Origin of the sequence: Streptomyces sp. M92 (assembly GCF_028473745.1) — a bacterium.
Classification (GTDB): domain Bacteria; phylum Actinomycetota; class Actinomycetes; order Streptomycetales; family Streptomycetaceae; genus Streptomyces.
The window spans coordinates 7395569-7413639 of the sequence record NZ_CP101137.1 but is presented as its reverse complement, the minus strand read 5'-3'; the positions used below and the strand labels follow the sequence as shown (position 1 = coordinate 7413639).

The window sequence follows — 18071 nt, the reverse complement described above, 5'->3', positions numbered from 1 at the left end:
CTGACTCCGCGCTGGATGAGGAGCTGGTATGAGCGCAATCGCCGAAAGGTGACCCGCTTCGACCAGCAGGGTTCCCAGCGCTGGGGTGCCCCGCCCCCTCCTGCTCCGCCCCCTCCGGTCAGAGGCAACGAGTGGGACGGGCCTGGGGGAAGGGGAAGCGGCTCGTGATCCGTGTCGACTTCTCCGTCCCGACCCACATGGTCCGGGCGTCGCACCAGGTCTCGCGCCGTCTCGTGTATGCGGCCGACTGCCGTCGGGGTTACTGCTTCAGTTCTTCGACGAACGCCATGAAGGCAGGGCGTGGCACGGACAAGACGCCGTGGGAGGGTGCCTTCGAGTCGCGGACGGCGACGGCCGGGTCGCTGAGTCTCACCTCGACGCACTCGTTGTTCGCCGCGCTGTAGCTACTCTTGAGCCAGTCTCCGGCACCGAGCCGACCTGCGGTTGGTGTCTTGTTCATGAAGTCGGCTCCTGTCTGGCTGCGGTCAGCAGTTCGAGGCTGGCCGAGGTGTCGGCCGCCTGCGATCGCCGGTAGCCAAACATGAGTTTGTAGTTCTGCACATCGACAGGGGCGTCGAGACAGAGACCACGTCTGTGCAGTTCCAGGTAGACCACGTTCATACTGCCGAGCGGGTTCTCTTCGTCGTCGCGGCCGAGGATGAGGAAGTGTCCCCCGGAGCCTTTTGCGTGGGCACCCGATGTGAACGGAAGAATCTGGATGTCCACATTGGGGCGTTGTGCCATGACGGTCAGATGATCGATCTGTTCGGCCATGACGTCGGCGCCGCCAACTCGTCGCCTGAGAACCGCGTCATCGAGGACCACCCACGGGTGCAGCGCGGGCGAGCGATTCAGAACCGCCTGGTGCTTGTCGCCTGGCCGGCATCGGACAGCCCGTCCCGCAGCTGTGCAGGCCGGACAGAACAGATGCGCTAGGGCAGCAGCAGACTGCGCTGCCCCTTGCCTATGCCGCCGACGAAAGCTCGATAGTCGTCCTCGGAGACTATGAGTACCTGGGCATCGGGGTCGCCCACGTCGTTGGAATCCCGCATGGCGACCACACCGTCGACGAAGGCGATCTCCAAACAGTTGTCGCCTCCGTCGCTCAGGTCACTCTTGATCCAGGCGGCGTTGGTGAGGTCGACCTTCTTGTTCATGTGTAGCGGTCCTTGATCAGATCGTGGATGTGGCGTCGCGTTGCCTCTGCGTCGAGGGCTTCGGCGCGAAGGTGGTTGAACGCGGTTTCGTAGCGCCCGATGTCGCTATCTTCCTCCAGGTACAGGGACGTTGTCATCGGTTGCACTACGGCCACAGGGGGACCGGCGGGAAAGTGCATCAGGTGGAACGGCCCGTCGATGCCCGCATGGGCGCCTTGGGTGAAGGGGAGCACCTGAACCGTCACGTGCCTGTGCCGGTCGGTGATGTCGAGCAGGTGCTCAAGCTGGTCCTTCATGACCTGCTTGCTGCCCACTTCTCTGTGCAGTGCGGATTCGTCCAGGACGCACCAGAGGTGCAGGGGCGAGGGGCGTGACAGCGTCTGCTGTCGTGCCATGCGCAACTCGACGAAGCTGTCGATCTCCCGGTTGGTCTGCCACTTCCGACTGCGCTCGACGATGGAACGGGCGTACTCCGCCGTCTGAAGCAGTCCGGGGATCAGCCAGGTGAATGTCTCGCTCTTCGACGCCAGGTCCTCAAGGTGCAGGTACTCGGCGAAGGGGTCACGGATGGAATGGCGGTACTGATCCAGGAGATTGCTGCGCCTTCCCGAACTGGCGAGGGTCGCCAGCCTGCGTAGCCGGTCGGCTCGCTCCGTGTTCTGGAGCCCGTACGCCTCGAAGAAGCCGGCAAGCGCTATGGGCGGCACCCGCTGCTTGCCGTTCTCGATCTTGCTGAGTGCCGGGGCTCCGGAGAGCGCCAGTCGATCGGCTGCCTCCGCGAGGCTCATTCCGGCCGCCTTGCGGAGCGTCCGGAGTTCCAGGCCAAGACGCCTCCGGTGCAGGTTGGGCTGAGCGTCGGTCATGTTCTACCTCCTGGTGCGCACGGTAGCGGCGGCATGGTCGGCGTTCGGCGCCTTCGCTGACAGCGACTCTTTCGAGTGAGAACTATTGCGAGAAATATTGCTCGCAAGCAACGATGCTTGCAGAGCTTCGCGACAACTCGCCTAGTGGCAACGGATGTTGGCGCCAGCGGGGAGACATGGTCGAGCCAGCGGCAGATATTGAGAGAACGCCTGGTCATCCCCGCATCCCTGCCTCGCGCCCAATAAAACCGAAGGGGCATACATGCGACGCCTGTGCAGGAACCTCGTCCGCTGGACACAGCTCTTCCTGGAGCCGACCGGACGCCATCGCCGAGTCGAGAGACTGTCGCCGTCGGCAGCGACGGCGCGGAGGGGGACAGGCTCAGTGCCGGACGCGCGGCGGCTGCGCCGAACTGCCGCCTTGGCTGCCACCGTCCGCCACTGGCACGCCCCCATCGACGGCAGCTCCACGCCTCTCGTCCGCCCCTACCTCACCGCGTACGAGGACGAGGAGAAGGCCCGTATCCAGCGCCTGCGCCGCGACATCCTCTGGTGTGCCACCTACGGCGTCGACCTCGACACCCGTGACATCCACGCCCGCCCGGCGGTGGCGTCGTGAGCGACGGGACGGGCCGCGTACGGCTCCTGCCCGAGGCCGGCGGTCACGGTCGGCCCGCGTTGCTCATCACGGACGGAGACGGGCCGGTCTCCCGAATCGCCGACCATCTGGAGGCGGTGCAGCTCGGGCTCGGGGAGCGGCTGCTCGGGCGGGCGCGGGAACTTCTGGAGGGGTCGCAGCCAGGGAGCAGAGAGCTTCGTTCCCTGGCGGGGCAGTTGGCGGACGCGCTCGCGGACGCGCTGATCATCGCCGGGGCCCGGGGCGGGTGCCCCTGTGGAGAGGGAGGATCGGTGGGCGGGGCGTCGACGACGCCGACTGCGTACGGTCGGCTCGCGCTGCCCGGCAGGGACCTCGCCTCCGCCCGGATCGCGAGGCACTACGTCCGGGACACATGCCGGTCGTGGGGACTGTCGTCCGACGTGACCGACGACCTGGTGGTCATCATCGGCGAACTGGTCGCCAACGCCCTGGAGCACAGCGACAGCCGTACCGTCACGATCGCCTGCGCTCTCACCGGCGATGTGGTCACGGTCGGGGTGACCGACAGCGGCAGGAGCGGCGGTACGCCGTCGGCGACTGCGGCCGGGGCGGAGTGTGAACGCGGGCGAGGTCTGTTGATCACCGATGCGCTGGCGGGACGGTGGGGGACGCGGCGAGCGGGTGGAGGTCTGACGGTCTGGGCCGAGGTCGCCGTCGGGGCCGCGGCCGACTCCTCGGGCGGTGCGAGGTGAGCGGGACGATTCGTGCCCGCAGCCGAAGGCGGTCACCTTCATACTGGAGACCGGGAGGACCCATGACTCAGCAGACCCTGTACCGGCGACTGCGCGACATGCGTGACCAATTCACACCCCCGCCCGGCCTCGCCTGGCCCGAGATCAGTGACGGGAAGATCGTCATGATGATGAGTCCGCGTCCGCGCCACCAGTTGACGGCGACGCGCGTGCGGGACCGGATCACTCCGCAGCTGCCGGACGGCTGGGGCGTGTTCGAGGCGACCGACACCGACGACGAGCTGCTTGGCAAACTCCGGGTCCCCGACCTGCATGTCTGCTCCTACGATGCCATGGAGACCGACGACCCCCTCGACCCCCACGAGATCGTCCTGGCGATCGAGATCGTCTCCCCCTCCAACCCCGACAACGACTACCGCGACAAGAGCCGCGACTACCCAGCCATGGGCATCCCCCACTACCTGATCCTCGACCCGCGCGACGGCACCTGGACCTACCAGTGGAGCATCGGCCGGACCGAGGGGCGCCCCGCCTACGAGAACCGGCTCCACCTCCCGTACGGCAAGGCGGTCACCCTCGCCACGGAGCTCGGTGCCTGGACCGTCGAGACGGCCGGGCTGCCCCGCTACAGCGCGAAGGACATGGGGCTGGAGTCCGAGTGACGACCCCACCCGGCCCCGGACCCGAACCCGTAGTCGCCGGCCCGCTCACCCCAGCCGCCTCACCAGCGTGTACTCCGTGACCCCCGGCGGATAGTCCGGGATCACGCACACCACCTCGTACCCCTGCTTCCGGTAGAAGTCCGGGGCCTGGAAGTCCCACGTCTCCACGCGGGCCGCCGCGCAGCCCCGTTCGTCGCGGGCCGTCCGTTCCGCCTCCGTGAGCAGTGCCGAGCCCAGTCCAGCCCCCCGGCACCCGTCGTCGACCCACAGGTACGTGACGTGCAGCCAGGTCGCCCAGGTGTGGCCGACGAGACCGCCGGCCAGGGCGCCGGACGACTGGTCGAGGGCCCAGACGTGCAGGGGGTGTTCGCGTTCGTGAGGGGTTCCGCGCAGGGAACGCAGGACGGACGAGGCCGTCGTGTTCGTCTCCCGGAGGCGGGTGCGCAGCAGATCGCGCCGTGTCCTGTCCACTTCTGTCACGAGACGAAACATGCGGCTCACCATAAACGCGTCGGGCGGTCAGTTCTGCAAATAGCCTTCCGCTCCCGGCGCCCGCCCGTACTCTGATGAACAGCACCGGTGGGGGCCGGTGCCGTTCAGGGGGCGAGACAGCCGGGTACGGCGCCCGGGGCGGGGGTGGCGGTCACTGCACGGCGGCGGCCGTGCGGCTGCGGCGACCCGTCCCGAGTGCCGAGCGCACAGGTGGTTACGGGGCTTCGGGCGCCGTACTCGTGCCGGTGTCGTCTTCCGCGTTCCGTGGCTGGACAGACGATGGGTGCCCCTGCTCCGTCAGGAGCCTGGGGGAGGGGGTTTCGTGGTTCGTATCCGTGTCCTGGTCGTCGACGACCATCGCATCTTCGCCGAGTCGCTCGCCGCCGCGCTGGCGGCCGAGCCGGACGTGGAGGTCTCCGCGGCCGGCAGCGGCCCGGCCGCGCTGCGCTGCCTGGAGCGGGCCGCGTCCGAGGGGCGGCGGTACGACGTACTGCTGGTCGACGCCGACCTGGGCGGACATGTGCCCGGCGCGCGGCCCGCCGTGCCGGTGCGCGAGGGCAACGAGGACGGGCTGGTCGACGGGATCTCCCTGGTCGCCGGGGTGCGGTCGGGGCAGCCGGGCGTGCGGACCGTCGTGCTCGCCGAGAAGGACGATCCCCGGCGGGCGGCCCTCGCGCTGGGGGCCGGGGCCTCGGGGTGGGTGGCGAAGGACTGCTCGCTGTCGCGGCTGCTCAGTGTGATCCGGGGCGTGCTGCGGGATGAGACGCATCTGCCGCCCGCGCTGCTCACCGGCGTCCTGCGCGAGCTGACCGCCGCCCGCAAGCACCGCACCGAGAGCGAGCGGCTGGTGGAGTCGCTGACGCCGCGCGAGCGGGAGGTGCTGCGCTGCATGGTGGCCGGGCTCGGGCGCAAGGCGGTCGCCGAGCGGCTGTACCTGTCCCCGCACACCGTGCGGACCCACATGCAGAACGTACTGGGGAAGCTGGGCGTGCACTCGACGCTCGCGGCCGTCGCGCTGGCGCGGCGGGCCGGGGTGGGGCCGGCCGACCTAACCGGGGATGTTGTCGAACGGGGCGGTCAGCTGGCGTAGCAAGGCCGCCAGTTCACCGCGCTGGGCGCGGGAGAGCTCGGCCAGGATCGCGCGCTCCTGGGCCAGCAGGCCCGCCAGGGACTGGTCGGCGCGGTCCCGGCCCTCGTCCGTGAGCCGGACCAGCACGCCGCGCCGGTCGCTGGGGTCGGGCAGGCGTTCCACCAGGCCCTTCTTGGCGAGGCGGTCGATGCGGTTGGTCATCGTGCCGGAGGTGACCAGGGTCTGGGTGAGGAGCTGGCCCGGGGAGAGCTGGTACGGGGTGCCCGCGCGGCGCAGTGCCGTCAGGACGTCGAACTCCCACGGCTCGAGATTGTGCTCGGAGAAGGCGAGGCGGCGGGCGCGGTCCAGGTGCCGGGCGAGCCTGCTGACCCGGCTCAGTACCTCGAGCGGTTCCACGTCGAGGTCCGGGCGCTCCCGGCGCCACGCTGCGACCAGCCGATCGACCTCGTCCTCCATGACGATCAGTGTAGTGGTTGTGTCGATGTGAAGTCTCTTGACATCGACTGTCTTGACGTCGAGATAGTGAGGAGTGACGCTGGGTACCCGGCACGGACCGCACGCCTCTGGAGGCCTCATGCCCGCCACCGCCCCCACCTGGGACCCCGCCCAGTACCTGCGCCACGCCGGCCCCCGAGCCCGCCCCTTCGCCGACCTCCTCGCCCGTGTCCCCGACCTGCCCGGGGACCGACCCCGCATCGCCGACCTCGGCTGCGGCCCCGGCAACGTCACCACCCTGCTCGCCGACCGCTGGCCCACCGCCCGCATCACCGGCTACGACAACTCCGCCGAGATGCTGGAACGCGCCCGGCAGCACACCGGGGACACCGCAGACGGCGGCCACCTCGACTTCGCCGCCGCCGACGCCCGCACCTGGGCCCCCGCCGAACCCCACGACCTCGTCATCAGCAACGCCACCCTCCAGTGGATCCCCGCGCACGTGGAACGGTTCCCCGACTGGATCGCGGGCCTCGCCCCCGGCGGCGTCCTCGCCTTCCAGGTCCCCGGCAACTTCGCCGCCCCCAGCCACCGCCTGATGCGCGAACTCGCCCACTCCCCGCGCTGGCGCCACCGCCTCGCCGGCACCCTCCGCCACGACGACGCCGTCCTCACCCCCGGCGCCTACCTCGCCCACCTGGCCGCCGCAGGCTGCACCGCCGACGTGTGGGAGACGACGTACGTCCACCTGCTGCCCGGCGACGACCCCGTACTGGACTGGGTGAAGGGCACGGGGCTGCGGCCCGTGCTCACCGCCCTCGACGACGACCCGGAGGCCCGCGACGCCTTCGTCGAGGAGTACCGCACCGTCCTGCGCGCCGCCTACCCGCCGGGGCCGCACGGCACCCAGTTCCCCTTCCGCCGGATCTTCGCCGTCGCCCGGAAGCAGGCCGACCGGTGATCACCGCCGTCGACCACGTCCAGCTCGCCGCCCCGCCCGGCACCGAGGAGGCACTGCGCGCCTTCTACGCCGGGGCCCTGGGCCTGACCGAGGTGCCCAAGCCGCCCGCGCTCGCCGCCCGCGGCGGCTGCTGGTTCCGGACCGGCACGGTCCAGCTCCACCTGGGCGTCGAGACGACCGGCTTCCGGCCCGCCCGCAAAGCCCACCCCGGGCTCCGCGTCACCGGGATCGACGCGTACGCCGCGAGGCTGGAAGCCCATGGCACACCCGTGACCTGGGACGACGCCCTCCCCGGCCACCGGCGCTTCTACTGCGCGGACCCCGTCGGCAACCGCCTGGAGTTCCTGGAACCGGACTCACCGAGGGAGCCGTGACGCCGGTCGGCGGCGCGCCCGCGCCGGTCCCGGTCAGCGGCGCACCCGCACCGATCCCGGTCGGCGGCGCTCACGCCACCCCCGCCGCGACCAACGCGTCGATCTCCTCCCCGGACAGGCCCAGCTCCCCGAGGACGGCCCGGGTGTGCTCGCCCAGCGCCGGGACCGCCTCCATACGGGGCGCCGCCCCCGTCGGACCCGGCGGCGCGAACGCCGGCACCGGACCGGCCGGCGTGGGCACCTCGTGCCGGCGCCCCCGCGCGGCCAGCTGCGGGTGGTCCCACACCTCGGCGAGCGTGTTCACCCGCGCGTTCGCCACCGGCACCGCACCGAGCAGCTCGACCGCCTCCGCGCCGGTCAGCTCCGCGAACCGGGCCGCGATCAGCTCGCCCAGCTCCTCCCGGTGCGTGTTGCGGTCCGCGTTGGTGGCGAAACGCGGGTGCTCGGCCAGCTCCGGACGCCCCAGGAACTCCGCACAGAAACCGTGCCACTCGCGCTCGTTCTGGATCGCCATCATGACGACCTTCCCATCACCCGCCGTGAAGGGGCCGTACGGGTGAATCGTCGCGTGCGCGGCACCGGCCCGCCGCGGCGGCTCGGCGCCGTCGACGGCGTAGTACAGCGGGAAGCCCATCCACTCCACGGTGGCCTCCAGCATCGACACGTCCAGATGCGCGCCCCGGCCCGTGCGACCCCGCTCCAGCAGCGCCGCCAGGACCGAGCTGTACGCGTACATCCCGGCGGCGATGTCCGACACCGAGACGCCCACCTTCGCCATCTCCTGGGGCGTCCCCGTCACCGACAGCAGCCCCGACTCGGCCTGCACCATCAGGTCGTACGCCTTGCGGCCCTCGTACGGGCCGGGCGAGCCGTAACCGGAGATGTCGCACACGATCAGCGACGGGTGCCGCTCCCGCAGTTCCCCGGCACCGAGCCCCGCACGGGCCGCCGCACCCGGCGCCAGGTTCTGCAGGAACACGTCCGCGCCCGCGATCAGCCGGCGCAGCACCGCCATGCCCCGCGGGTCCTTGAAGTCGAGGGTCACGGACTCCTTGTTGCGGTTCACCCACACGAAGTGCGAACTCAGACCCTTCACCCGGGTGTCGTAGGCGCGGGCGAAGTCACCCGGCCCCGGACGCTCCACCTTGATCACCCGCGCGCCGAGATCGGCGAGCTGACGGCTGGCGTAGGGGGCGGCGACCGCCTGTTCGAGTGAGACGACGGTGATTCCGCGCAGCGGCTGCATGGGCTCCGGCTCCGGTACGGTCCTAGTTCTTCCGGTGCCCTATCAGGCGCGGCTTCGGCTCCAGGCCGTCCAGCCCGTGCCACGCCAGGTTCACCAGGTGCGCCGCCACCTCCGCCTTCTTCGGCTTGCGCACGTCCAGCCACCACTGCCCCGTCAGCGCCACCATGCCGACCAGCGCCTGCGCGTACAGCGGGGCCAGCTTCGCGTCGAAACCGCGGCTCTTGAACTCGCGGCCCAGGATGTCCTCCACCTGGGTGGCGATGTCCGAGATGAGGGAGGCGAAGGAACCCGTCGACTGCGGGATGGGGGAGTCACGGACCAGGATGCGGAAGCCGTCCGTGTACTCCTCGATGTAGTCCAGGAGGGCGAACGCCGCCTGCTCGCACAGCTCCCGCGGATGGCCCGCGGTCAGGGAACCGGTCACCATGTCCAGCAGCCGCCGCATCTCCCGGTCCACCACCACCGCGTACAGCCCCTCCTTGCCGCCGAAGTGCTCGTACACCACCGGCTTGGAAACCCCGGCCTTCGCCGCGATCTCCTCCACCGACGTGCCCTCGAAACCCTTCGCCGCGAAGAGGGTGCGACCGATCTCCAGCAGCTGCTGGCGGCGCTCGGCACCGGTCATCCGGGTGCGACGCGCACGCCGCGGCTTCTCATTGCTCGGGGTGCTGCTGGAGTCGGTCGCCACAGCGACCATCATGCCGCCTCGACGGTTTCCTTCCGGCGCCGGGAGGAACCTTGGTCGGTGTTGCGGCGGGAATCGATACGCGAGCGTGACGGCCACCGCACGTCGTACGCCCAGCCGAACTGCTCGAACCAGCGGATCAGCCGCGCCGACGAGTCCAGCTGGCCGCGCATCACACCGTGCCGCGCCGACGTCGGGTCGGCGTGGTGCAGGTTGTGCCACGACTCACCGCACGACAGGACCGCCAGCCACCACACGTTGCCCGAGCGGTCCCGCGACTTGAACGGACGCTTGCCGACCGCGTGGCAGATCGAGTTGATCGACCACGTCACGTGGTGCAACAGAGCCACCCGGACGAGTGAACCCCAGAAGAAGCCGGTGAACGCGCCCCACCACGACATCGTGACCAGCCCGCCGATCAGCGCCGGGAGAGCCAGCGACACCACCGTCCACAGGATGAACTGCCGGGAGATCGCACGCAGCGCCGGGTCCCTGATCAGATCCGGGGCGTACTTCTCCTGCGGCGTCTGCTCCTCGTCGAACATCCACGCGATGTGCGCCCACCACAGGCCCTTGATCAGCGCCGGCACCGTCTCGCCGTACCGCCACGGCGAATGCGGGTCCCCCTCGTCGTCGGAGAACTTGTGGTGCTTGCGGTGGTCCGCCACCCAGCGCACCAGCGGCCCCTCCACCGCCATCGAACCCGCGATCGCCAACGCGATCTTCAGCGGCCGCTTCGCCTTGAAGGAGCCGTGCGTGAAGTGACGGTGGAAGCCGATGGTGATGCCGTGGCAGCCCAGGAAGTAGAAGAAGGCCAGCAGCCCCAGGTCCAGCCAGCTCACCCCCCACCCCCACGCCAGCGGCACCGCCGCCACCAGCGCCAGGAACGGAACGGTGATGAACAACAACAGCGTGATCTGCTCGATGGACCGCTTCTGCTCACCCCCCAGCGTCGCGGAAGACGCGGAACCGCCGTCGGGCGGCTCAGGAGGCTTCGGAGCGTCTGCGATCACATCGGAACTCGAGGTCATGCGCGTCCCCTGTGGGGTCGAGGGTGGTGTCCGGTGCCGGGCTGCCAGAACCATGCACACTTTCCTACGGTTCCGTAACCTACGGCGACGTAAGTATGGCAGTGCGTCGCCCCGCGGCAAGAGCCCGAGAACCTGCGCGTCCTGGCCGACACCTATCCTGGGAGCCGGTCGGACAGCGCGGTCCGCTCGGAATACTTCCCGGACGTCCGGCCCCGTAAGCGGCGCCCGCCGCGCGAGACGCCGTCCGGGTTCCCTCCCAGACGAGCTTCAACACTGCAAGGAGCCGCACCTGTGAGCAGTGCCGACGACCAGACCACCACGACGACCAGCAGCGAACTGCGTGCCGACATCCGCCGACTGGGTGACCTCCTCGGAGAAACACTCGTACGGCAGGAGGGCCCCGAACTGCTGGACCTCGTCGAGAAGGTCCGCCGCCTCACCCGAGAGGACGGCGAGGCCGCCGCCGAGCTGCTGCGCGGCACCGAACTGGAGACCGCCGCCAAGCTGGTACGTGCCTTCTCCACCTACTTCCACCTCGCCAACGTCACCGAACAGGTCCACCGCGGCCGCGAACTCGGCGCCAAGCGCGCAGCCGAAGGCGGACTCCTCGCCCGAACGGCCGACCGCCTCAAGGACGCCGACCCCGAGCACCTGCGCGACACCGTCCGCAACCTCAACGTGCGCCCCGTCTTCACCGCACACCCCACCGAGGCCGCCCGCCGCTCCGTCCTCAACAAGCTGCGCCGCATCGCCGCCCTCCTCGACACCCCGGTCAACCAGTCCGACCGCCGCCGCCTCGACACCCGCCTCGCCGAGAACATCGACCTGGTGTGGCAGACCGACGAACTGCGCGTGGTCCGCCCCGAGCCCGCCGACGAGGCCCGCAACGCCATCTACTACCTCGACGAACTGCACGCGGGCGCCGTCGGCGACGTCCTGGAGGACCTGACCGCCGAACTGGAACGCGCCGGCGTCAAGCTCCCCGACGACACCCGCCCCCTCACCTTCGGCACCTGGATCGGCGGCGACCGCGACGGCAACCCCAACGTCACCCCCCAGGTCACCTGGGACGTCCTCATCCTCCAGCACGAGCACGGCATCAACGACGCCCTGGAGATGATCGACGAACTGCGCGGCTTCCTCTCCAACTCCATCCGCTACGCGGGCGCCACCGAGGAACTCCTCACCTCCCTCCAGGCCGACCTGGAACGCCTGCCCGAGATCAGCCCCCGCTACAAGCGCCTCAACGCCGAGGAGCCCTACCGGCTCAAGGCCACCTGCATCCGGCAGAAGCTGGAGAACACCAAGCAGCGCCTCGCCAAGGGCACCCCCCACGAGGCCGGCCGCGACTACCTCGGCACCGCACAGCTCCTCGACGACCTGCGCATCGTCCAGACCTCCCTGCGCGAACACCGCGGCGGCCTCTTCGCCGACGGCCGCCTCGCCCGCACCATCCGCACCCTCGCCGCCTTCGGCCTCCAGCTCGCCACCATGGACGTCCGCGAACACGCCGACGCCCACCACCACGCCCTCGGCCAGCTCTTCGACCGGCTCGGCGAGGAATCCTGGCGCTACGCCGACATGCCCCGCGAGTACCGCGCCAAGCTCCTCGCCAAGGAACTGCGCTCCCGGCGCCCGCTCGCACCCAGCCCGGCACCCGTCGACGCGGCCGGCGAGAAGACCCTCGGCGTCTTCCAGACCGTCAAGCGCGCCCTGGAGGTCTTCGGCCCCGAGGTCATCGAGTCCTACATCATCTCCATGTGCCAGGGCGCCGACGACGTCTTCGCCGCCGCCGTACTCGCCCGCGAGGCCGGACTCATCGACCTCCACGCCGGCTGGGCCAAGATCGGCATCGTGCCGCTCCTGGAGACCACCGACGAACTCAAGGCCGCCGACACCATCCTCGAGGACCTCCTCGCCGACCCCTCCTACCGGCGCCTGGTCGCCCTGCGCGGCGACGTCCAGGAGGTCATGCTCGGCTACTCCGACTCCTCCAAGTTCGGCGGCATCACCACCAGCCAGTGGGAGATCCACCGCGCCCAGCGCCGCCTGCGCGACGTCGCCCACCGCTACGGCGTACGCCTGCGCCTCTTCCACGGCCGCGGCGGCACCGTCGGCCGCGGCGGCGGCCCCACCCACGACGCCATCCTCGCCCAGCCCTGGGGCACCCTCGAAGGCGAGATCAAGGTCACCGAGCAGGGCGAGGTCATCTCCGACAAGTACCTCATCCCCTCCCTCGCCAGGGAGAACCTGGAACTGACCGTCGCGGCCACCCTCCAGGCCTCCGCCCTGCACACCGCACCCCGCCAGTCCGACGAGGCCCTCGCCCGCTGGGACGCCGCCATGGACGTCGTCTCCGACGCCGCCCACACGGCCTACCGGGGGCTCGTCGAGGACCCCGACCTGCCGACGTACTTCCTGGCCTCCACGCCCGTCGACCAGCTCGCCGACCTCCACCTGGGCTCCCGGCCCTCCCGCCGCCCCGGCTCCGGCGTCTCCCTCGACGGACTGCGCGCCATCCCCTGGGTGTTCGGCTGGACCCAGTCACGGCAGATCGTCCCCGGCTGGTACGGCGTCGGCTCCGGCCTCAAGGCCCTGCGCGAGGCCGGCCTGGACACCGTCCTCGACGAGATGCACCAGCAGTGGCACTTCTTCCGCAACTTCATCTCCAACGTCGAGATGACCCTCGCCAAGACCGACCTGCGCATCGCCCAGCACTACGTCGACACCCTCGTCCCCGACGAGCTCAAGCACGTCTTCGACCGGATCAAGGCCGAACACGAACTCACCGTCGCCGAGGTGCTGCGCGTCACCGGCGAGAAGGAACTGCTCGACGCCGACCCCGTCCTCAAGCAGACCTTCACCATCCGCGACGCCTACCTCGACCCGATCTCCTACCTCCAGGTCGCCCTCCTCGGCCGCCAGCGCGAGGCCGCCGCCGCGGGCGAGACCCCCGACCCCCTGCTCGCCCGAGCCCTCCTCCTCACCGTCAACGGAGTCGCCGCCGGCCTGCGCAACACCGGCTGACCAACCCCCACGGCCGAAAAACAACGGTGCCCCGGACTCACCAGAGCCCGGGGCACCGTCACGTCGTACACACGGCGCCACTCACACCGCGAAGAACGCCGCCGTCAGCAACACCACACCGGCCCCCGCCATCCCCCACGCCACCCGAGTCCGCCGCAACCCCCCGGCCACCACCACGGACGCCAGCAACAACGCCCCACCCATCGGCACCCACGCGTACAGCACCCCCGCCGGCCCCGACCGCACCACACCGACACCGCCCGGCTTCACCACCACGGAGTACGTCCGCCCCTCCGCAACGGCCACCGAGTCCTCCAGCACCACCCGGCCCCGCGCCCGCGACCCCGCCGACACCGGCGCGTACGGACCACTGCACACACCGTCGCCGCACCGCGTCACCTCGACGGTCCCCCGCTCACGCCCCTTGGTCAGCATCACGTGCTGCGCCGTACCCCACGACGCCCACACCCCGGCGATCAGCAGCAGCACCGCCACCGTCCCCATCACCGCGACCCGCCCGAACCCGAGGACGGCCCGGGCGACCCGACGGGGACGAGGGCGAGGAGCGGCGACGGCTGAGGCAGGCATGGCCGGGATCATTGGCCATGCCTGCACGGCCGGTCAACTCATCCGCATACCACCCACGGACAAGTCACGAGTTGTACGTGCTCTGCGCCCGCTCCAGCCCCTCGATCACCAGAGCCTCCACCGCATCCGCCGCCCGGTCCACGAAGTAGTCCAGCTCCTTGCGCTCCGCCGACGAGAAGTCCTTCAGCACGAAATCCGCCACCGGCATCCGCCCCGGCGGCCGCCCGATCCCGAACCGCACCCGGTGATAGTCCGACCCCAGCGACCTGGTGATCGACTTCAGCCCGTTGTGCCCGTTGTCCCCGCCGCCCAGCTTCAGCCGCAGCACCCCGTAGTCGATGTCCAGCTCGTCGTGCACCGCCACGACGTTGCCCACCGGGACCTTGTAAAAGTCCCGCAACACCGTCACCGGACCGCCCGACACGTTCATGAACGACATCGGCTTCGCCAGAACCACCCGCCGGTTCGCCGGCCCGGGCGGACCGATCCGCCCCTCCACCACCTGCGCCTGCGCCTTGCCGTGCCGCTTGAACCGCGCCCCCATCCGCTCCGCCAGCAGATCCGCCACCATGAAACCGACGTTGTGCCGGTTCGCGGCGTACTCGGCCCCCGGGTTGCCGAGACCGGCCACCAACCAGGGCGCACCCGCGTCCGTCGTCACGTCCCTGTCTCCTTCGCGTCCGTCCACACATACGCGTCGGCCGCTGCCCCCGCACGGGAACAGCGGCCGACCACACAATGACCGTAAGGGAGACGATCAGGCCTCGGCGGCCTCTTCGCCCTCACCCTCGGCCGCCGGCTCCTCCGCCTGCGACGCCAGGACCTGCAGCACCACGGCGTCGTCCTCGACGGCCAGCTTCACACCGGCCGGCAGCTTGACGTCCTTGGCCAGGATCGAGGCACCGGCCTCCAGACCCGCCACCGACACGACGACCTGCTCCGGGATGTGCGTGGCCTCGGCCTCGACCGGCAGCGCGTCCAGGACGTACTCCAGCAGATTGCCACCCGGGGCCAGCTCACCCTCGGCCTGCACCGGGATCTCGACCGTCACGGTCTCGCCGCGCTGCACCAGCTGCAGGTCGACGTGCTCCAGGAAGCCCTTGATCGGGTCACGCTGGACCGACTTCGGGATCGCCAGCTCGTTCGTCTTGCCGTCGATGTCCAGCGCGATCAGGACGTTCGGCGTACGCAGCGCCAGCAGCAGGGCGTGGCCCGGCAGGGTCAGGTGCAGCGGGTCCGAACCGTGGCCGTACAGGACACCGGGAACGTTGTCTTCACGACGGATACGGCGGGCAGCGCCCTTGCCGAACTCGGTGCGCGTCGCGGCGGCGATCTTCACCTCGGACATGATCACTCCTCGTAGAGGTAGAAACGGACGTGGTCACCCGGCCACGAACGGCCTGCTACGAAGAGCGCGTCGATAACGGACAGCCACCACCCGCCGAGAAAACGGGCACGGCCTCCCTCGCCGAGCAACTTCAGCAGTCTACTCGGAGAGGGAGGCCGCACCCAAAACGATCTCAGCGCTGTGCAGAACGGTTACTGCAGAACGCTCACTGCTCGTCGAACAGGCTCGTCACCGAACCGTCCTCGAACACCTCACGCACCGCACGCGCGATCGTCGGCGCGATCGACAGCACCGTGATCTTGTCCAGCTCCAGCTCGGACGGCGTCGGCAGCGTGTCCGTGAACACGAACTCACTCACCTTCGAATTCTTCAGCCGGTCCGCCGCCGGACCCGACAGCACACCGTGCGTCGCCGTCACGATCACGTCCTCCGCACCATGCGCGAACAACGCGTCCGCAGCGGCACAGATCGTGCCACCCGTGTCGATCATGTCGTCGACCAGGACGCAGATACGCCCCTTCACGTCACCCACGACCTCATGCACCGTGACCTGATTCGCCACGTCCTTGTCACGCCGCTTGTGCACGATCGCCAGCGGCGCACCCAGACGGTCACACCAACGGTCCGCCACCCGCACCCGGCCCGCGTCCGGCGACACCACCGTCAGCTTCGAACGGTCCACCTTCGCACCCACGTAGTCCGCCAGCAGCGGCAACGCGAACAGGTGGTCCACCGGACCGTCGAAGAAGCCCTGGATCTGGTCCGTGTGCAGATCCACCGCCAGAATCCGGTCCGCACCCGCGGTCTTCATCAGATCCGCGATCAGACGCGCCGAGATCGGTTCACGCCCCCGGTGCTTCTTGTCCTGCCGCGCGTAACCGTAGAACGGCACGATGACCGTGATGGAGCGAGCCGACGCACGCTTCAACGCGTCGATCATGATCAACTGCTCCATGACCCACTTGTTGATCGGAGCCGTGTGGCTCTGGATCAGGAAACAGTCCGCACCACGCGCCGACTCCTGATAACGCACATAGATCTCGCCGTTGGCGAAGTCGAAGGCCTTCGTCGGGACGACCCCGACACCCAGCTGATGGGCGACCTCCTCGGCAAGCTCGGGGTGGGCGCGGCCGGAGAAGAACATCAGCTTCTTCTCGCCGGTCGTCTTGATCCCGGTCACAGCACTTTCTCCTCAGAGGTTCGCAGCTGAGCGTCACGAGCGCTCTCCCGCTGGCCGCGGGGGCGTCTCAGCTGGTGGGGTGCGGATGTGCACTTATCACGGTACGCCCAGTTCGACGCACCGGTTTCCGGTCAGCCTTCGCCACCGGCCTCCGGAGCCGCCGCCCCGGCCGCCTTCGCCGCCGCGCTCCCCGGACGCTTACGAGCCACCCAACCCTCGATATTCCGCTGCTGGCCACGGGCCACGGCCAGCGAACCGGGCGGCACATCCTTCGTGATCACCGAGCCGGCGGCGGTGTAGGCCCCGTCCCCGACAGTGACAGGAGCCACAAACATGTTGTCCGAACCCGTACGGCAGTGCGACCCGATGGTCGTGTGGTGCTTGTCCTGCCCGTCGTAGTTCACGAACACGCTCGCCGCACCGATGTTGGTGTACTCACCGATCGTCGCGTCACCCACGTAGGAGAGGTGCGGGACCTTCGTCCCCTCACCGATCGAGGCGTTCTTCGTCTCGACGTACGTCCCGACCTTCGACTTGAGCCCGAGGCGAGTCCCCGGACGCAGGTACGCGAACGGACCCACGGTCGCCTCCGGACCGACGTCGGCACCGAGAGAGACGGTGTTGTCGACACGGGCGCCCGCACCCACACGGGTGTCGGTGAGTCGGGAATTCGGCCCGACCTCACACCCCTCGCCCAGGTGAGTGGAACCCTCGAGCTGCGTACCCGGATGCACGACGGCATCCTGCTCGAACGTCACCGTCACATCGACCCACGTCGTCGCCGGGTCCACCACCGTCACGCCGGCCAGCATCGCCCGAGTCAGCAGCCGCTCGTTCAGAATCCGGCGGGCCTCGGCCAGCTGCACCCGGTTGTTGATCCCCGCGATCTCCCGGTGATCACCGGCAACCGACGCACCGACCCGGTGACCGGCCTCGCGCAGAATCCCGAGCACGTCGGTGAGGTACTCCTCGCCCTGGCTGTTGTCCGTCCGCACCTTGCCCAGCGCGTCGGCGAGCAGCCGCCCGTCGAAGGCGAAGACGCCGGAATTGATCTCCCGGATCGCCCGCTGCGACTCGGACGCGTCCTTGTGCTCCACGATCGCCGTCACGGCGCCCGAGGCCCCGTCCCGCACGATCCGGCCGTACCCCGTCGCGTTCGGCACCTCAGCCGTCAGCACCGTCACCGCGTTCCCGTCGGCGGAGTGCGTGGCCGCCAGGGCCCGCAGCGTCTCGCCGGTGAGGAGGGGAGTGTCACCGCAGACGACCACCACGGTCCCGTCCACGGCACCGCCCAGCGCCTCCAGCCCCATCCGGACCGCGTGACCCGTGCCGTTCTGCTGCTCCTGGACGGCGGTACGGACGTCGGGGGCGACCTCGGCGAGGTGCGCGGTGACCTTCTCGCGGGCGTGCCCGACGACGGCGACCAGGTTCTCGGGGTCCAGCTCACCGGCGGCGGCGAGCACGTGCCCGACGAGGGAACGGCCGCACAGCTCGTGGAGGACCTTGGGTGTGGCCGACTTCATACGGGTGCCCTCACCCGCTGCGAGAACGACGACGGCTGCCGGGCGAATGGCGCTCACGG

Annotated in this window: 21 protein-coding genes; 7 read left to right on the top strand and 14 right to left on the bottom strand. The window is 70.0% G+C overall.

Annotated elements, in window-relative coordinates; genetic code table 11:
- Positions 1-259: 259 nt before the first annotated feature.
- The 4 genes from M6G08_RS34185 to M6G08_RS34170 are packed head-to-tail and all read right to left on the bottom strand — an operon-like array spanning position 260 to position 2020.
- Complete coding sequence (locus M6G08_RS34185; protein WP_272591001.1) at positions 260-460, bottom strand: DUF397 domain-containing protein; 201 nt, start codon at positions 458-460, stop codon at positions 260-262.
- Positions 457-927, bottom strand: coding sequence for a DUF5753 domain-containing protein (locus tag M6G08_RS34180; protein WP_272591509.1), 471 nt, complete (start codon positions 925-927; stop codon positions 457-459). The genes M6G08_RS34185 and M6G08_RS34180 overlap by 4 nt, the downstream gene beginning before the upstream one ends.
- A 5-nt stretch (positions 928-932) precedes the next feature.
- Positions 933-1157, bottom strand: coding sequence for a DUF397 domain-containing protein (locus M6G08_RS34175; protein ID WP_272591000.1), 225 nt, complete (start codon positions 1155-1157; stop codon positions 933-935).
- Entirely contained in the window at positions 1154-2020 is an 867-nt protein-coding gene (locus M6G08_RS34170) for a helix-turn-helix domain-containing protein (RefSeq protein WP_272590999.1), read from the bottom strand. Before M6G08_RS34170 ends, M6G08_RS34175 begins: the two co-directional genes overlap by 4 nt.
- Before the next feature lie 421 nt (positions 2021-2441).
- Between M6G08_RS34170 and M6G08_RS34165 the strand changes: the two genes are divergently transcribed.
- From M6G08_RS34165 to M6G08_RS34155, 3 genes are all read left to right on the top strand, one after another.
- Positions 2442-2639 (top strand): hypothetical protein, encoded by a 198-nt coding sequence (locus tag M6G08_RS34165; protein ID WP_272590998.1) that lies wholly within the window; start codon positions 2442-2444, stop codon positions 2637-2639.
- Positions 2636-3370, top strand: a complete 735-nt coding sequence (locus tag M6G08_RS34160; RefSeq protein ID WP_272590997.1) for an ATP-binding protein — start codon at positions 2636-2638, stop codon at positions 3368-3370. Before M6G08_RS34165 ends, M6G08_RS34160 begins: the two co-directional genes overlap by 4 nt.
- A gap of 62 nt (positions 3371-3432) precedes the next feature.
- Positions 3433-4032: a Uma2 family endonuclease gene (locus M6G08_RS34155; RefSeq protein ID WP_272590996.1), complete on the top strand. Its 600-nt coding sequence runs from the start codon at positions 3433-3435 to the stop codon at positions 4030-4032.
- A gap of 45 nt (positions 4033-4077) precedes the next feature.
- Here M6G08_RS34155 and M6G08_RS34150 read toward each other — a convergent pair whose 3' ends face one another.
- Positions 4078-4536, bottom strand: a complete 459-nt coding sequence (locus M6G08_RS34150; protein ID WP_272590995.1) for a GNAT family N-acetyltransferase — start codon at positions 4534-4536, stop codon at positions 4078-4080.
- Between the two features lie 310 nt (positions 4537-4846).
- On the opposite strand from M6G08_RS34150, the gene M6G08_RS34145 reads away from it, so the two are divergent.
- The gene (locus M6G08_RS34145; protein WP_272590994.1) at positions 4847-5614 is read left to right on the top strand and encodes a response regulator transcription factor; all 768 of its coding nucleotides are present in this window, start codon (positions 4847-4849) and stop codon (positions 5612-5614) included.
- On the opposite strand, the gene tamR is transcribed toward M6G08_RS34145, so the two are convergent.
- A complete protein-coding gene (gene tamR, locus M6G08_RS34140) occupies positions 5573-6070 on the bottom strand; it encodes a MarR family transcriptional regulator TamR (protein ID WP_272590993.1) in 498 nt (165 codons plus the stop codon). The genes M6G08_RS34145 and tamR overlap by 42 nt on opposite strands.
- Before the next feature lie 118 nt (positions 6071-6188).
- Between tamR and M6G08_RS34135 the strand changes: the two genes are divergently transcribed.
- Both M6G08_RS34135 and M6G08_RS34130 read left to right on the top strand, forming a co-directional pair.
- Entirely contained in the window at positions 6189-7010 is an 822-nt protein-coding gene (locus M6G08_RS34135; protein ID WP_272590992.1) for a trans-aconitate 2-methyltransferase, read from the top strand.
- Positions 7007-7384, top strand: a complete 378-nt coding sequence (locus tag M6G08_RS34130; protein ID WP_272590991.1) for a VOC family protein — start codon at positions 7007-7009, stop codon at positions 7382-7384. Before M6G08_RS34135 ends, M6G08_RS34130 begins: the two co-directional genes overlap by 4 nt.
- 70 nt (positions 7385-7454) lie before the next feature.
- Here M6G08_RS34130 and M6G08_RS34125 read toward each other — a convergent pair whose 3' ends face one another.
- The 3 genes from M6G08_RS34125 to M6G08_RS34115 are packed head-to-tail and all read right to left on the bottom strand — an operon-like array spanning position 7455 to position 10346.
- On the bottom strand, positions 7455-8630 hold the full coding sequence (locus M6G08_RS34125) for a CaiB/BaiF CoA transferase family protein (RefSeq protein ID WP_272590990.1): 1176 nt from the start codon (positions 8628-8630) through the stop codon (positions 7455-7457).
- 22 nt (positions 8631-8652) lie between these two features.
- Positions 8653-9330, bottom strand: coding sequence for a TetR/AcrR family transcriptional regulator (locus M6G08_RS34120; RefSeq protein ID WP_272590989.1), 678 nt, complete (start codon positions 9328-9330; stop codon positions 8653-8655).
- Complete coding sequence (locus M6G08_RS34115; RefSeq protein WP_272590988.1) at positions 9327-10346, bottom strand: acyl-CoA desaturase; 1020 nt, start codon at positions 10344-10346, stop codon at positions 9327-9329. The genes M6G08_RS34120 and M6G08_RS34115 overlap by 4 nt, the downstream gene beginning before the upstream one ends.
- A gap of 291 nt (positions 10347-10637) precedes the next feature.
- On the opposite strand from M6G08_RS34115, the gene ppc reads away from it, so the two are divergent.
- On the top strand, positions 10638-13373 hold the full coding sequence (gene ppc, locus M6G08_RS34110) for a phosphoenolpyruvate carboxylase (protein WP_272590987.1): 2736 nt from the start codon (positions 10638-10640) through the stop codon (positions 13371-13373).
- Positions 13374-13454: 81 nt separating this feature from the next.
- On the opposite strand, the gene M6G08_RS34105 is transcribed toward ppc, so the two are convergent.
- The 5 genes from M6G08_RS34105 to glmU all read right to left on the bottom strand — a co-directional run bounded on the left by M6G08_RS34105 (position 13455) and on the right by glmU (position 18069).
- The gene (locus tag M6G08_RS34105; protein WP_383142378.1) at positions 13455-13973 is read right to left on the bottom strand and encodes a hypothetical protein; all 519 of its coding nucleotides are present in this window, start codon (positions 13971-13973) and stop codon (positions 13455-13457) included.
- Between the two features lie 52 nt (positions 13974-14025).
- A complete protein-coding gene (pth, locus tag M6G08_RS34100; RefSeq protein ID WP_272590985.1) occupies positions 14026-14622 on the bottom strand; it encodes an aminoacyl-tRNA hydrolase in 597 nt (198 codons plus the stop codon).
- A 96-nt stretch (positions 14623-14718) separates the two neighbouring features.
- Positions 14719-15309, bottom strand: a complete 591-nt coding sequence (locus M6G08_RS34095) for a 50S ribosomal protein L25/general stress protein Ctc (RefSeq protein ID WP_272590984.1) — start codon at positions 15307-15309, stop codon at positions 14719-14721.
- 205 nt (positions 15310-15514) lie between these two features.
- Entirely contained in the window at positions 15515-16489 is a 975-nt protein-coding gene (locus tag M6G08_RS34090; RefSeq protein ID WP_073729275.1) for a ribose-phosphate diphosphokinase, read from the bottom strand.
- Between the two features lie 131 nt (positions 16490-16620).
- Positions 16621-18069 carry a bifunctional UDP-N-acetylglucosamine diphosphorylase/glucosamine-1-phosphate N-acetyltransferase GlmU gene (glmU, locus tag M6G08_RS34085; RefSeq protein WP_272590983.1) on the bottom strand — a complete coding sequence of 483 codons (1449 nt, stop codon included), beginning with the start codon at positions 18067-18069 and terminating at the stop codon, positions 16621-16623.
- Positions 18070-18071 lie beyond the last annotated feature (2 nt).